The organism is Hymenobacter mellowenesis (genome assembly GCF_030581005.1).
Taxonomy (GTDB): domain Bacteria; phylum Bacteroidota; class Bacteroidia; order Cytophagales; family Hymenobacteraceae; genus Hymenobacter; species Hymenobacter mellowenesis.
This window is the reverse complement of sequence record NZ_JAUQSX010000003.1, coordinates 171,611-186,907: the sequence shown is the minus strand read 5'-3', so window position 1 is coordinate 186,907 and position 15,297 is coordinate 171,611. Positions and strand designations below refer to the sequence as shown.

Here is a 15,297-nt window from a genome sequence, read left to right as displayed (position 1 = left end):
TAAATGCGGTTGGCGGCATCCTGCACTTACCTGCGCCGTAGCGTGGACTCTGCGAGTCCGCGCCTATCCGCGCCGTTCAACTAGCCGGTCCCGGCGCGGACTCGCAGAGTCCACGCTACAGGTTCTTCATGCCTTCGCCCAGGAAAAAGCCGGGGTGCGGGGGCTGGTTGTAGCCCACGTTTTCGCGGGCCACGCCGAGGCGGTAGGCGCGGTCCTGCATGAGCGTGACGAGGCGGTGCGTGGTCGGGATGGTGGTGCTGAAAATGAGCAGGGCCGTGTTATCGGCGGTGCACCACACCACTTCCTCGCGCCAGTCGCCTAGCAGGTCGGCGCTGAGGCAGGGCGTGGCCTTGGTGCCGTTGCAGGAGGCCGCGCCGAAAGCTTTGCCTTCGAGCAGCTTGCTGAGCTGGCCGGCCTGGTAGTCCCACTTCTCCACGCGGGTGTCGTTCAGCAGCTCGCGTAGCAAGTCGCCGTCCCACCACAGGCCGAAGTTGACGGAGCGCGGCGAGGGGCCGATGCGCTCGCCCTTGCAGTTGAGCAGGCCCAGCTCGGGGTTGCTCACCCACAGTTCGGCGCCGGGGTGGCGCGGGTCGATGTCGGCGGCCATGCCGCGGCCCACGTCCTCGCCGGGTAGTTTGGAGATGAGGACTTGGCCGGTGCCGGCGGCGTAGAGGGCGGCGCCGGGGCCGTTTTCGTGGCCGGGCACTTTCTCTTCGTTTTCGTGCACGCCCCAGGCTTCGAGGCCGGGCAGGCTGGGGTCGAGGTCCGAGACGTGGAGGGCGTCGCCGTGGCGCAGGCCGGTGCTGAACAGGCCCGTGCCGTTGTCGTCGACCACCATCGAGCCGTACACGATTTCGTCGCGGCCGTCGCCGTCCACGTCGTTCACGCTCAGGCCGTGGTTGCCCATGCCGGAGAAGGGATTCTGGCCGTCTTTCGAGTCGAATACCCAGCGCGAAGTGAGCTGGCCGCCGCGCCAGTCCCAGGCGGCCAGCACGGTGCGGCCGTAGTAGCCGCGGCACATCACCACGCTGGGCTTGGCCCCATCAAGGTAGGCCACGGCGGCCAGCATGCGGTCGGCGCGGTTACCGTAGTGGTCGTTGCCGCCGTTGCCACCGATGCCGCCCCAGCCGTTGAGGTCGCCCCGGCCCGGCAGGTAGGGCGTGCTGGCCAGCGCCGCGCCGGTCCGGCCATCGAAAACCGTGAAATACTCCGGCCCGGCCAGGATGCGGCCGTAAGTGGCGTCGCGGGCGCTGGGCACGCTGGCGCCGTCGGTAGGCACGGTGAGCGAGCGGTAGTCCTTGCTGGCATCGCCGATGACTTTGCCCACACCGTCCACGGTGCCGTCAGCGGTTTTGCAGGCCACTTCGGCTCGGCCGTCACCGTCGAGGTCGTAGGCCATGAACTGCGTGTAGTGCGCGCCGGCCCGGATATTCTTACCCAGGTTGATGCGCCAGAGGCGAGTGCCATCGAGCTTGTAGGCATCGAGAATGACGGGGCCGGTGATGCCGCTGGAACCGTTGTCGCGGGCGTTGGTGGGCTCCCATTTCAGCACGATTTCGTACTGGCCGTCGCCGTCGAGGTCGGCGGGACTGGCGTCGTTGGCGGTGTAGGTGTATGGGCTGGTTTCGGGGCCGCTGCTCACGGTCCCGCCGGGCGGCGGCTGCAGCGGCAGGCGCAGGTAGCCTTCGGCCCAGGCTTTTGCCGTGGCCGATGGGTCGGGGGCAGCTTTAGAGCCGATTAATTCGACCGTATAGGTGAAGGGAGCACCTGCCACTTTATCGTATTCGTCCTGCCAATTGGTTTTGGTCGTGATGGGCTCTTTGTTCAGTTTGAACGGTTTGCCATCTCGGCCCAGACGGTAAATGTTAAAGGCAGCGTTAGCGGGGTCGGAAGCCAGCAGGCGCCAGCTGATGAATGCGCCAAAGCCCTGGCTGGCCGGCAGGGCCACCACTCCCCTGCCCAGTCGCTCGGGCTGGGCCTGCGGGGCGTCAGGTGGCGGTGCCATCGAGGGGCCCGCGCCCAGCAGGCAAGTAGTCAGCAACAAAGGCAAAAAGCGGGTTTTCATAAGCGAAAGCAGGACGAGTGATACTAAAAAAGAACGTCATGCTGAGCGCAATCGAAGCATCTCTACCGTTCAACTAATCCAATCAACAGGATTCACTATTGCGGTAGAGATGCTTCGACTGCGCTCAGCATGACGTTCTTTTTGCTACAACCTCAGTTAAAAGCCGATGGCTTAGTTGTAGCCGGGGTTTTGCTGCCAGAAGCCCGGGTTGATGCGCAGCTCGAGCAGCGGGATGGGGAAAATCAGGTCGTGGTCGTCGAGCTGGCGGAAGCTGGCGCCGGCGGCGGTGGTGCTGCGCTTGAAGGCCGTCATCACCGAAATGGCATTGCCGGTACGCACCAGGTCGTGCCAGCGCTGGCCTTCAGCCACAAATTCGTAGCGGCGCTCCTTGAGGATGGCGGCGCGGAAGGCGGCCTGCGAGGCGGCCTCGGGCGAGGCGGCGGTGAAGGCCGTCAGGCCCGAGCGGGTCCGAATCTGGTTCACGAGCGGAATGGCCAGCGCGATGTTATTCTCCTCGGTCAGCACCTCGGCGTACATCAGCACCACGTCCTCGAAGCGAATGATGGGAAAGTTGTTGGCGTAATCGGTGCGGTTTTGCACGCCGGCTGCGCCCTTCTCCAGAAACTTGGTGAACTCCGGGCGGCCCGCCACAATGGTGCCGGCGGCGTTGCGGACCACCGAATCGAGCGTGGCGGCTTTGCGCTTGTCCACCTTGGGCCAGTTGGCCCCGAACAAGGCGGGCGGCAGCGTGAAGTCGGCGGCAAAGCCCGTAAAGGGCGACCAGTTGGTGGGGAACACCTGCCCCTGCTGCCAGGGAATGGGGTTGCCCAGGCCGGTGCCGCCCGACTGGAACTGGATTTCAAACACGGCGTATTTGTTGTCGTTGGCCGATTTGAACAGGTCGGCGAAGTTCGCGGCCACCGAGAAGGTGGTGGGGCTGGCGGCGGCGTACACGTCCATCAGCTGCTGCTTGGCCAGGGGCAGCGCGCTGGCCTGGCGCAGCGGGTAGCCGTACATGGTGAGGTACACCTTAGCCAACAGGGCCTTGGCAGCCCACTTGGTGGCGCGGCCCTTGTCGGCGGCGGTGTAGGTGGCGGGCAGGTTGTCGGCTGCGAACAGCAGGTCGTCGGCGATGAACTTGTACACGTCGGCCACGGGGGCGCGCGGCACCAGCTTCGACTGTTCGATGGTCAGCGTCTTGTCCACAATCGGCACGGCGCCGAAGAAGCGCACCAAGTCGAAGTAGGCCAGCGCGCGCAGGAACCGGGCCTCGCCCTTGAACTGGTTGACGCGGGCAAAGGTGAAGGGCTGAATCCGCTCCTGCAGCACGTTGGCGCGGTACACAATTTCGTAGAGGTCGGTCCAGGTGGCTTGCAGCTGCTGGGTTTGCGAGGTGGTATTGAAGTTGCTCACGTCGCTGTAGTCGCGCTGCACGGTGGCAATGTCGGCAGCGATGTTGTCGGAGCGGAATTCGGCCAGAAACCAGTAGGAGTTTTCGGGCAACGACAGGGTGCCGTTGTAAATGGCCATCACGCCTTGGTTCACCTGGATTTCGTTCTGGTAAAACCCGTCCACCGTGTTGTTGGCCACGGGTTGAATCTGGAGAATGTCCTCCTTGCAGGAGGTCGCCAGCAGCCCGGCCGCGCCCAGGCCCACGGCGCAGGCCACTTGTTTTAGAAATGATGCTTTCATCGGAATGTGTCGATTTTAAGGGGTAGGAAGCCTTACAGCGTCAGGTTGAAGCCCAGCGTATAGGTGCGGGCCTGCGGGTAGCTGCCGTTGTCGAAGCCGCCAACTTGCAGGGCCTCGGGCGAGAAGCCGCCGGTGTAGTTGTGCCAGATGTAGGCGTTTTCGAGCGTTACGTAGACGCGGGCGCCGCTGTAGAAACGGCCTTTGGGCAGGGTGTAGCCCAGGTTGATGTTCTTCAGGCGGATGTAGTCGGAGCTGTACAGCCAGCGCGAGTCGAGCAGCGAGCTGTTCTGGGCCGTGATGTTGGGGGTTTTGCCGTCGCCGGGCTCGGCTTCCGACTTCCAACGGTTGTTCCAGCTGCTGGCGTGGTTGTAGAGGTAGCCCATGCCGGGGCGGTCGATGCTGCGGCCGATGAGCGAGTAGAGGTAGGCGCCCTGCTGGGCGTTCACCAGCACCATCAGGTCGAAGCCCTTGTAGCGGAAGGTGTTCGTCATACCGAAGATGTACTTGGGCGTAGGGTTGCCCATGATGGTGCGGTCGGCGTCCGTGATTTTGCCGTCGTTGTTCACGTCGCGGTACTTGATGTCGCCCACGCGGGTGTTGCTCAGCTTGGGTTGGTTGTCTACCTCGGCCTGGGTCTGGTACACGCCAATGGCGTCGTACAGGTAATAGGAGTTGATGGGCAGGCCCACTTGCAACAAGCTCACGAAGCCGCCGGGGCTGCTGCCGGTGGGCACGGGCGTGTTGTCGTAGTCGAGCTTCTCGACGCGATTTTTGTTGTAGGAAGCGTTGAAGTTGGTTTCCCACTGGAAAGCGCCCACCAAGTTGCGCGAGGTCAGGCCCAGTTCCACGCCCTGGTTGTACACTTCGCCGATGTTGACGTAGGTGCGGGTGAAGCCGGTGAGCGACGACAACGGCACCTGATAAAGCAGGTCGGAAGTTTGCTTGGTGTAGTAATCGGCCGTCACCTGCAGGCGGTTGTTCAGGATGCTGAAGTCGAGGCCGTAGTTGAAGCTGGCCGTTTGCTCCCAGCCCAGGTCGCGGTTCTGGAAGCCCACTGGCGCGTAGCCGTTGATGCTGGCGCCGCCGAGCGAGTAGTTGCTCACGCCGAGCAGCGAAAACTGCGAGTCGTTCGGGATGCGGTTGTTGCCGGTCACGCCCCAGCTGGCGCGCGCCTTCAGGTCGCTGATAAAGGTGACGCCCTGCATGAAGTTCTCGCTGGAGATGCGCCAGCCGGCGCTCACGGCCGGGAAGTAGCCAAACGGCCGGTTGGCCCCGAACTTGGAGGAGCCGTCGCGCCGGATGCTGGCCGACAGCAGGTAGCGCTGCTTGTAGTCGTATTGCGCGCGGGCGAAGTACGAGAGCAGGGCCTCCTTGCCGGCCGTGATGTAGCTGCGGTTCACGGTCGAGTTGGCGCGGTCGAATAGGTAAGTCTGGTCGTTGGGCAGCTGGCCGTTTTCCTGCTGCGAAAAGTCCACCTTGGTACGCTCCACCGAGTAGCCCAGGATGGCGTTCAGGTTGTGGTCGCCAAACGAGCGAGTGTAGTTCAGCACGCTCTGAAACAGGTAGCGCGTGTTAAACGTCTGCGAGTAGCGCGAGGTGCTCAGCGAGCCCGGGGCGGCGCCCACCCAGTCGCGGCTGGCGTTGGTGGGCGTGTAAATCTGGTCCTGGAAGTAGCCGTTGTCCATAGCGCCCAGCAGCTGCAGCTGCAGGCCCTTGTAAATGTCCAGGTTCAGGCCCATGTTGGCGTTGAGGCGGGTGCGGGTGCCGTTGGCGTCGGTGCGCTCCATCACGGCCACTGGGCTGATGTAGCGGCCCGAGTAGTTGTAGGTAAAGTAGGGGTCGGCGCCGGCGTAGATGCCCGCGCCTTTCGGCGACACGGGCGGCATCTGGGCGGCGTTCAGGGCCTGGCCGCCGGTGCCGTCCACGCGGCCCAGGCTGCTCCACTCCATGCTCGGGGCCAGGGTCATAAACAGCTTGATGCCCTTGCGAATCTGCGCGTCGATGTTGGCGCGCAACGTGGCGCGCTGCAGGTCGCTGCCGATGATGATGCCGTTCTGGTTCAGGAACGAGCCGTTCACGTTGTAGTTCACGTTGTCGGTGCCGCCCGACACGCCCACCGTGTACTGCTGCATGATGGCGCGCTGGAAAATGGCCTTCTGCCAATCGATGTAGTCCAGGCTGTCCTGGCCGTACTGCCACTTGGGGTCGTAGGTGTAGCGGATGACGTTGGTCGTGCTCGGGGCCACGCCATTCACGGTCAGGCGCTGCAGGCGCGTAGTGCGCGAGTCTTCAGGCCGGTTCAGGGTGGGGTTCTGGTTCACCCAATCAATGTCAATGCCTTCCTTGCGCATCTGAATCCACTCCTCGGCCGACTGCACTTTCAGCCGGCTTTCGGCCAGCTGCACGCCCGTGTAGCCCGAAAACTGCAGCTTGGCCGCGCCTTTCTTGCCGCGCTTGGTGGTCACGAGCACCACGCCGTTCGAGCCGCGTGAGCCGTAGATAGCGGCTGAGGCCGCGTCTTTCAGCACCTCGATGTTGGCCACGTCGGTGGGGTTGATGCCGCGCAGGTTGTCCACCGGCACACCATCTACCACGTACAGCGGGTCGTTGGAGGCGTTGATGGAGGCCGCGCCACGCACTCGAATCTGCAGGTCGGCGCCGGGCTCGCCGGTGGTGGTTTGCACGTACACGCCGGGCATCTGGCCCACCAGCGCGTTTTCGATGCGGTTCACGGGTCGCTCCTCAATCTCCTTGGCGGTGATGCCCGTCACGGCGCCGGTCACGTTGCCGGCTTTCTGGGTGCCGTAGCCCACCACCACTACCTCATCGAGGCCTTTGCTGTCCACGTCCAGCACGGGGCTGATGGTGGTCTGGCCGTTGATGGGCACCTCCTTGCTGGCGTAGCCCACAAAGCTGAACACCAGCGTGCCGCCCTGTTCGGGCACTTGCAGGGTGTAGGTGCCATCGGGGCCGGTGCCGGTGCCGTTTGTGGTGCCTTTCAGCAGCACTGTCACGCCGGGCAGGGCTTCTTTGGTGTCGGCGGTGGTCACCTTGCCGCTTAGGGCGCGGGTCTGAGCCAGGGCGGCCTGGGAGTAGAACACCGCCAGCACGAGCAGTAGCAGGCGGGTAAGCTGGTATAGCTTATTCATGGAAAGGGTTGGTTGGTGGGTTTTTAAAAAGCAAAAGCCCCGTGAGTAAGGGCTTCCTTAAGTGATGACAAAGCAAGCATTATCGATTGCGCAGACTTACCTGTGCTCTCCTGAATTCGCTGGTTCCTGTACTATTTTTTCATCTTATCGACATTTCCACCACTATTCCACTCCGCCTTTGCTGCGGACGGCAAGGCCGCTTATACCTCATTATCAACCGTTGCTTCGGGCCCAAGGCTGAGGCTGAATAAACCGCTGGCAGAGCCGTATTTTTCGCGGTTCTTTAGCGGCAGCACGCCCGCATCTGGCTGCTCTTCCGCGCAAAATCTGACCAGCAGCCTTTCGGTGGAGCCAACTTCTTTCCTGTTGGTAATCAAACAGCCGCCCGCTTTCGCACCCAGCACCGAACCTGAAGGCATTAAAAAGCCTGGGCCCTCTAACCGTAGCGGTTGGAGGGCCCAGGCATATATTTCCAGGCTATAAAGGCCAATGACTTTATTCGATGACGGCCGCTGTATCCTGCGCCGCTGCCCCGCTGTGCTCCGGCGAACCCAGGTAGTTGCCGTAGCCCACCACCACCGTGGACAGCACCACGGCGATAATGCCCAGCGTGACGGTGCGCATAGTGCTGCGGTTGGCCCCGCGCCACTCGTGCAGAATCAGGCCCCACATCGAGCTGAAGGCGATAATAAAGGCCATGTGCAGCGTCCAGCCCGAGAAGCGGTAGGCGCCCATCTGGCTGTCGCCCATGCCGTAGAAGAAGAACTGGAAGTACCACGTGGTGCCGGCCAGCGCGCAGAACAGGATGTTGCGCAGGGCCGGGTACGAGGGGTTCAGGTAGTCGGTGTACGTCTTGTTTTTGAGGTTGAGGTAGATGCACCAGATGGCGTTGGTGGTGAGGCCGCCGGCCAGGATGATGACCAGAATGGCGTTGTTGACGAACAGCGGGTTGGTGCCGTTGGCTTCGGCCAGCTTGGCAATGGGCTGCCCGGCCGTGAGCCCGAACGAGAAGCAGGCGCTCATGATGCCCGAAAACACGGCCACCATCAGGCCCTTTTTGAGGTCGAACTCGGCAATGGACTCCTGCTTTTGCTCGGTGGTCAGGGTCTTTTCCTTTAGCAAGCCGGCCCGGCCGCAAATCAGAATGCCCAGCACGCACACGCCCAGCCCCAACAAAATGTAGCGGCCCGAGGCCGTAGCGGCCAATTCGCCCATCTTGCCTTCGTAAATGGGCGGCACCAGCGTGCCAAACACGGCGCACAGCCCCAGCGTCACGGCCATGCCTAGGCTCAAACCCAGATACCGCATGGCCAGCCCGAAGGTGAGCCCGCCCGTGCCCCAGAGAATGCCCCAGAAATAGGCCCAGAAGATGGTCGAGTTATCGGCTTGGTGCAGCACTTCGAACAGGTGCGGCACGGTGAGGTAGCCCAGAATCCAGGGCGCCAGCAGCCACGACACGATGCCGCCCACCAGCCAGTAGCTTTCCCAGGCCCAGCCGTTGATTTTCTTGTAGGGCAGGTAAAAACTGCCGGAGGCAAAGCCGCCCAGCGCATGAAGGATAACTCCCCAGATTACAGCCATAATAATGTCGATTTTGAGCAAAGCTGCCCGGTAAGTGAGTCCAAACCCTCCTGTGCTCTCCTGACCGCGAAAGTAACGCGGACTTTGTAGTCCGCACCCCCCACGGAAACCCGAACGGCATCCAATGCAGCGCGAGGACGCGGACTACAAAGTCCGCGCTACTGTTCACAATAACTTTTTAGTGCTAAGCAGGAGAGTGCAGGATGTTGGCCGCCCCCACCACCGGGCACCTTTGTAGCATCGCAAACCTATTTCGAATTCCGGTTAACGCATCTGCACCATCTCTCATGGAAAAAACCCTCACTTTCCAGCACGTCAGCTACCTCTGGGACGAAGCCAAAGCCGCAGAGCTGGCCGGCGACGAAGTAGCCCTTTTCCTCTACCGCTCCAACCTGCTCGGCGCCGACCTGCGCCTGACCAACTACGCCGGCGGCAACACCTCCTGCAAAATCCAGGAAACCAACCCCGTGACCGGCGAAGCCGCCGAAGTGATGTGGGTGAAAGGCTCGGGTGGCGATATCGGCACGCTCACCCGCAAGGGCTGCGCCAACCTCTACGTAGAAAAGCTGCACCAGCTGAAAAACCGCTACCGCGGCCTCGAATTTGAGGATGAAATGGTGGGCCTGTTCGAGTACTGCCTCTTCGACCCCAAGTGCGCCACGCCCAGCATCGATACCCCGCTGCACGGCCTGCTGCCCTTCAAGCACATCGACCACCTGCACCCCGATGCCCTGATTGCCATCGCCGCCAGCAAGGACGGCGAGCAAATCATGCACGAAATCTGGGGCGACACCATGGGCTGGCTCCCGTGGCAGAAGCCTGGTTTCGACCTGGGTTTGCAGCTCGAAAAAATCGTAGCCGACAATCCCGGCCTGCGCGGCGTCATCCTCGGCGGCCACGGCCTCTTCACCTGGGGCGATACGTCATACGAGTCGTACATGAACACGCTCGAAGTCATTGAGCAGGCCGCGACTTACCTCGAAGCCAACTATGGCAAGAAAGCCCCGGTTTTCGGCGGCGTGAAGCGCGAGCAAACCCTCGACGCGCCCGCCCGCCGCGCCGCCGCCGCCGCCGTGATGCCCGTACTGCGCGGCCTGGCCAGCAGCCAGCGCCGGATGCTGGGCCACTACACGGATGACGCCCGCGTGCTCGAATTCGTGAACTCGCACGACCTCGCCCGCCTCGCCGCCAAAGGCACCTCCTGCCCCGACCACTTCCTGCGCACCAAAATCCGCCCGCTCGTCCTCGATGCCAACGTGATGCAGGGCGACGCGGCCAGCGTGAAAACCTACCTGGAAGCGCAGTTTGAAGCCTACCGCAAGGACTACGTGGCCTACTATGAGCGCAGCAAGCACGCCAACTCGCCCGCCGTGCGCGATGCCAACCCGGTTATCATCCTGTGGCCCGGCGTGGGTTTGTTCTCCTTCTCGAAAGACAAGCAGACCGCCCGCGTCGCCGCCGAGTTCTACACCAACGCCATCAACGTGATGCGCGGCGCCGAAGCCGTGAGCACCTACCAGGGCCTGCCCGAGCAGGAAGCCTTCAACATCGAATACTGGCTGCTCGAAGAAGCTAAGCTCCAGCGCATGGCCCCGCCTAAAGCCCTGTCGGGCAAGGTGGCCTACGTGACTGGCGGCACCGGCGGCATCGGCAAAGCCATCTGCGAAGAGCTGCTGAAATTCGGCGCCTGCGTGGTGGCCGTCGACCGCGACCGCCTCGAAGAAACCCAGACCGACCTGCGCAAGCAGTTCGGCAAGGACAGCGCCCTCACCGCCGCCATCAACGTGACTGATGCTGAGAGCATTGCCGAGTCGCTGCGCGCCGCTACGCTGCAATTCGGCGGCGTCGACATCATCGTGAACTGCGCCGGCCTGTCGATTTCCAAACCTTTGGCTGACACCACGCAAGCCGATTGGGACATCCTGAACGACGTGCTCGTGAAAGGCCAGTTCCTGGTGAGCCAGGAGGCCGTAGCCATCCTGCGCCAGCAGGCCTTGGGCGGCGACATCGTGAACATCGCCAGCAAAAACGGCCTCGTGGCCGGCCCCAACAACGTGGCCTACGGCACCGCCAAAGCCGCCCAGCTCCACATGAGCCGCCTGCTGGCTGCCGAGCTCGGCGCCGACAAAATCCGCGTCAACACCGTGAACCCCGACGCCGTGCTGCGCGGCTCGAAAATCTGGGAAGGCGACTGGGCCGCCGGCCGCGCCAAGGCCTACGGCATCTCGGTGGAAGAGCTGCCCGCCCACTACGCCAAGCGCACGCTGCTGGGTGAGGAGCTGCTCTCGGAAGACATTGCCAAGGCCGTGCGCGTGTTCGTGGATGGCTCGCTAAGCAAGAGCACCGGCAACGTGCTGAACGTGGACGGTGGCGTGGCCATGGCCTTCGTGCGCTAAGCGTCAAGGCTTGACGGCTTATGTAAATAATTGAACGTCATGCTGAGCGAAGTCGAAGCATCTCGCCCACACCGTTTGTCATGCTGACGAAGGAAGCATCTTATCACCGCTGAACGCTGGTTGTTCTGGCTTGATAAGGTCCTTCGCTTTGCTCAGGATGACAGACGGTGTGAGCGAGATGCTTCGACTTCGCTCAGCATGACGTTCTTTTTTTGCGCGTATTACGCCCGCTATCTATCGGTATACGTTGCGGAAAAGGCTACATTTGGTTAGCGCCCCGCGTTTTTGCCCTTTCCCACCTTCCTCTTTGCACCGCTGAATTTCGCCGCTTCCAACCGGGTTTCCCTTGGTAGAAAAGCCTGAAATCACCCGCCCCCCTTCCGGCATGTACCAACTCCAACTAAAGCCCCTGGACAAAACCCCGAAGTACAAGCAGATTGTGCAGTCGGTTATCATGGACATTGAGCGCGGCGTGCTGAAAAACGGCGACCACCTGCCCAGCATCAGCGAGCTGAGCGTGGAGCACTACCTGGCCCGCGACACCGTGGAAAAGGCCTACCGCGAGCTGCGCGAGCGGGGGTTCATCACCTCGGTGCAGGGCAAGGGCTACTACGTGGAAGCCAGCGACACCTCGAAGCTGAAGATTCTGCTGGTCTTCAACAAGCTCAGCTCCTACAAAAAAATCATCTACTACGCCTTCCTCGAAACCCTCGGCGACCGCGCCACCGTCGACCTGCAGATTCACCACTACAACGTGAATCTGTTCCAGGAAATCATCGAGAAGAACCTCGGCAAGTACAACTACTACGTGGTGATGCCGCACTTCGCGCTGAACACCGACAAGGCTCAGTCGCGCGCCGTGCTCAACACCATTCCCAGCCAGGAGCTGGTGCTGCTCGACAAGGACATCCCGGAGCTGACCCACGACTGCCTGCGCGTGTTCCAGGACTTCGATAAGGACATTTTCAACGCCCTGGAAAGCTCTGAGGACTTGCTCGAAAAATACTCCCGCCTGGTGCTGGTGCTGCCCTCCGACGCCAACCACCCGGAAGAGCTGCCGTGGGGTTTCCGCTCCTTCTGCCTGATGCGCAACAAGGAGTTTGCGGTGGTGGAAAACGCCATGAACGAGGTGGTGCAGGCCGGCACCGCCTACGTGGTAATCCGCGAAACCGACCTGGTGGAACTGGTGAAGAAAATCCGCCAGACCAGCTACCTGCTGGGCCGCGAAGTCGGCATCATTTCCTTCAACGAAACACCCCTGAAAGAGCTGCTGAACATGACGGTGATTACCACCGACTTCGAGGCCATGGGCAAAACCGCCGCCACCCTGCTGCTGGAGAAACAGCGCGTGAAGGTCAAGAACCCGTTTTACACGATTCGTAGGGGGTCGTTGTAACCCCACCCCCGGCCCCTCCCCTCCGGGGGAGGGGAGCCTGGTGATTCTCATACCCTAAGCTTTGGCTTGTGTCCGTTGGGGAATTTCAACGATTGCACAAGCTAAAGCTTATGCACGATGTCATGCCTACGCAGCCGTGGCTCCTCTCCCCCAGAGGGGAGGGGCCGGGGGTGGGGTTTTTCCCTCGCAAAACAGGAGAGCCCAGAACAGTTCGCCCTCACGGAAACGGGTAATTTGTAGCTACCCAACCAACACCGGACATTATTTCCTCGCCAACCTATGTTCTCTGACCAACGCCTTGCCGAACTCAACCAGCCGCTGCTGGCCGAGCACCAAACCCAGTTTCAATACACGGCCGAGTCGCCGCGCCTGCGCCACGCCGATGTGGCGGCCGTGGTGCAGAAGCTGATTGATTTCCAGGTGGCGATTCCGAGCTGGGCGCTGGGCACGGGCGGCACCCGCTTCGGCCGGTTTGCGGCCGGCGGCGAGCCGGCGACACTGGAAGACAAAATCGGCGACGTGGGCATTCTGCAGGCGCTGAACCGCTCGTCGAACTCCATCTCGCTGCACATTCCGTGGGATATTCCGCAGGACATTCCCGGCCTGCAGCAGCTGCTGAAGGAGAAAGGTCTGGTGATTGATTCGGTGAATTCCAATACCTTCCAGGACCAGAAAGACCAGCCGCAGTCCTACAAGTTCGGCTCGCTCAGCCACACCGAAAAGGCCGTGCGCGAGCAGGCCATTCAGCACAACATCGACTGCGTGCGCTACGGCAAGCAGCTCGACGCCAAAACGCTGACCATCTGGCTGGCCGACGGCTCCAACTTCCCCGGCCAGTCGCACCTGCGCCGCGCTTTCTCGCGCACCCAAGAGTCGCTGGCGGCCATCTACGAGGCCGTGCCCTCGGACTGGACCATGCTGGTGGAGTACAAGCCCTACGAGCCCAACTTCTACTCGATGGTGATTCCCGACTGGGGCACCTCACTGGCCTTGTGCCAGGCGCTGGGCCAGCAGGCGCAGGTGTTGGTTGACTTGGGCCACCACTTGCCCAACACGAATATTGAGCAGATTGTGGGCCGCCTGCGGCAGTTCGGCCGCCTCGGGGGCTTCCACTTCAACGGCTCGATGTACGGCGACGACGACCTGACCACCGGCAGCATCAAGCCCTTCCAGCTGTTCCTGATTTTTAACGAGCTGGTGGACGCCGCCCTCGATAAATCGGTTCCCGCTGAGGCCGTGGCCTACATGATTGACGCCAGCCACAACGTGAAAGACCCGCTGGAAGACCTCCTGCAATCGGTCGAAAACATCCTTTCGGCTTACGCCAAAGCCCTGCTCGTGGACCGCGAAGCCCTCGCCGAAGCCCAGGACGCCAACGACGTGGTGCGCGCCGAGGAAATCCTGCGCGACGCCTTCCTCACCGACGTGCGCCCGCTGGTATCGGAAGCCTACCTGCGCGCCGGCGGCGCCCTGCGGCCCCTCACGGCCTTCCGCGCCGAGGGCGTGCGCGAGAAACTCATCCAGCAACGCGGCAAGCACAGCGTATCGACGGGACTATGAATCCAGGCATCAAAAAAACCGTCTACGCCGTTTTCGACATCGGCAAAACCAATAAGAAGCTGATTCTCTTTGATGAGGACCAGCAGATTATCAACGAAGAGCTACATGTGTGCACCGACGTGCTCGATGACGACGGCTTCGTGTGCGACCACCTCCCCCGCCTCACGGAGTGGGTGCTCGACCATTGGAAACAGCTGCGCCACCACCCGCACTACACCGTAAAGGGCGTGAATTTCACGGCCTATGGCGCCAGTTGGGTGCACCTCGGCGCCGACGGCCAGCCCATGCTGCCGCTCTACAACTACCTCAAGCCGATGCCGGCCGATATTGAGACCAAGTTTTACGCGGAGCTAAGCCAGTCGCCGGAAGAATTCGCGGCCGACACCTGCTCACCGCGCCTGGGTTTGCTGAATTCCGGCCTGCAGCTCTATTGGCTGAAATACGCCAAGCCCGAGAAGTACGCCCAGATTCACACCTCGCTGCACTTGCCGAACTACCTCTCCTACCTGATTTCGGGTGAGAAATTCAGCGACTTCACCTCCATCGGCTGCCACACGGCGCTGTGGGACTACAAGCGCAACGACTACCACGAGTGGGTGTACCGCGAGGGCATCGACGAGAAGCTGGCGCCCCTCACCCGCGACTCCATCGCCTCGGTGGTGGACGGCATCATGGTGGGCGTGGGTTTGCACGACAGCACCTCGGCCGTGATGCCCTACCTGGCGGAGAATGATGAGCCCTTCGTGCTGGTATCCACCGGCACCTGGTCGGTCACCATCAACCCCTTCAACAGCAACGCCCTGACGCCGGAGCTGCTGCGCCGCGACTGCCTCAGCTTCATGACGCCCCGGGGCGAGGCCACCCGCGCCGCCCGCGTGTTCCTGGGCCGCGAACACGACTACCAAGTAGAGCGCATCGCCGCCCACTTCCACGTCAAGCCCGATTTTTACCGCTCCATCGTGCTGGCCCGGCCCTATGACGAGGCCTCCGCCGGCTTCCGCCCGGCCTGCATGGCCGGCACCGGCCCCTTCCCCGACCAGCCGGCTGAGGAGTGGGACCTGAGCGGCTTCCGCACCGCCTCGGATGCCTACCAGCACCTCATGCACGGGCTGATTAATATTCTGCTCGAATCGATTCACCTGGTTTGGCAGGGTGAGAAAACCATCTTTGTCGATGGCGGTTTTGCCCGCAACCCGCTCTTCATGCAAACGCTGAGCTGGAACTTCCCGAAAGCAGAAATCCGCACGCTGGAAGTGCCGCAGGCTACGGCTTTGGGGGCTTTGGTCCACTTGGAGCAGGGTGAGGCGCTGAAGAAGACGCAGCCATTGTTCACCGACGAGGATGATATGCCGCTGGCGGCGGTGCGAAACGAAGTGTCGCCCGTAAGCAAGTAACGAGTCGTCCGCCGGTCCGACCGCCTAGGGCGGTCCGACCGGTTACCGTAAGAACAAAGTACCA

General features: G+C 62.1%; 9 protein-coding genes. 4 read left to right on the top strand and 5 right to left on the bottom strand.

Annotated features, from left to right (window positions below):
* Positions 1-115: 115 nt before the first annotated feature.
* From Q5H92_RS07200 to rhaT, 5 genes are all read right to left on the bottom strand, one after another.
* Positions 116-2,065, bottom strand: a complete 1,950-nt coding sequence (locus tag Q5H92_RS07200; RefSeq protein WP_305010825.1) for a rhamnogalacturonan lyase — start codon at positions 2,063-2,065, stop codon at positions 116-118.
* A gap of 171 nt (positions 2,066-2,236) precedes the next feature.
* Complete coding sequence (locus tag Q5H92_RS07195; RefSeq protein ID WP_305010824.1) at positions 2,237-3,757, bottom strand: RagB/SusD family nutrient uptake outer membrane protein; 1,521 nt, start codon at positions 3,755-3,757, stop codon at positions 2,237-2,239.
* A 32-nt stretch (positions 3,758-3,789) separates the two neighbouring features.
* Positions 3,790-6,906, bottom strand: coding sequence for a SusC/RagA family TonB-linked outer membrane protein (locus Q5H92_RS07190; RefSeq protein WP_305010823.1), 3,117 nt, complete (start codon positions 6,904-6,906; stop codon positions 3,790-3,792).
* A gap of 200 nt (positions 6,907-7,106) precedes the next feature.
* Positions 7,107-7,325 (bottom strand): hypothetical protein, encoded by a 219-nt coding sequence (locus Q5H92_RS07185; protein ID WP_305010822.1) that lies wholly within the window; start codon positions 7,323-7,325, stop codon positions 7,107-7,109.
* Between the two features lie 76 nt (positions 7,326-7,401).
* Positions 7,402-8,487, bottom strand: coding sequence for an L-rhamnose/proton symporter RhaT (gene rhaT, locus Q5H92_RS07180; protein ID WP_305010821.1), 1,086 nt, complete (start codon positions 8,485-8,487; stop codon positions 7,402-7,404).
* Positions 8,488-8,774: 287 nt separating this feature from the next.
* Between rhaT and Q5H92_RS07175 the strand changes: the two genes are divergently transcribed.
* From Q5H92_RS07175 to Q5H92_RS07160, 4 genes are all read left to right on the top strand, one after another.
* Positions 8,775-10,883, top strand: a complete 2,109-nt coding sequence (locus tag Q5H92_RS07175; protein ID WP_305010820.1) for a bifunctional aldolase/short-chain dehydrogenase — start codon at positions 8,775-8,777, stop codon at positions 10,881-10,883.
* 385 nt (positions 10,884-11,268) lie between these two features.
* On the top strand, positions 11,269-12,279 hold the full coding sequence (locus Q5H92_RS07170) for a GntR family transcriptional regulator (protein WP_305010819.1): 1,011 nt from the start codon (positions 11,269-11,271) through the stop codon (positions 12,277-12,279).
* A gap of 279 nt (positions 12,280-12,558) precedes the next feature.
* A complete protein-coding gene (locus Q5H92_RS07165) occupies positions 12,559-13,839 on the top strand; it encodes a sugar isomerase (protein WP_305010818.1) in 1,281 nt (426 codons plus the stop codon).
* Positions 13,836-15,233, top strand: coding sequence for an FGGY-family carbohydrate kinase (locus tag Q5H92_RS07160; RefSeq protein WP_305010817.1), 1,398 nt, complete (start codon positions 13,836-13,838; stop codon positions 15,231-15,233). Before Q5H92_RS07165 ends, Q5H92_RS07160 begins: the two co-directional genes overlap by 4 nt.
* Positions 15,234-15,297 lie beyond the last annotated feature (64 nt).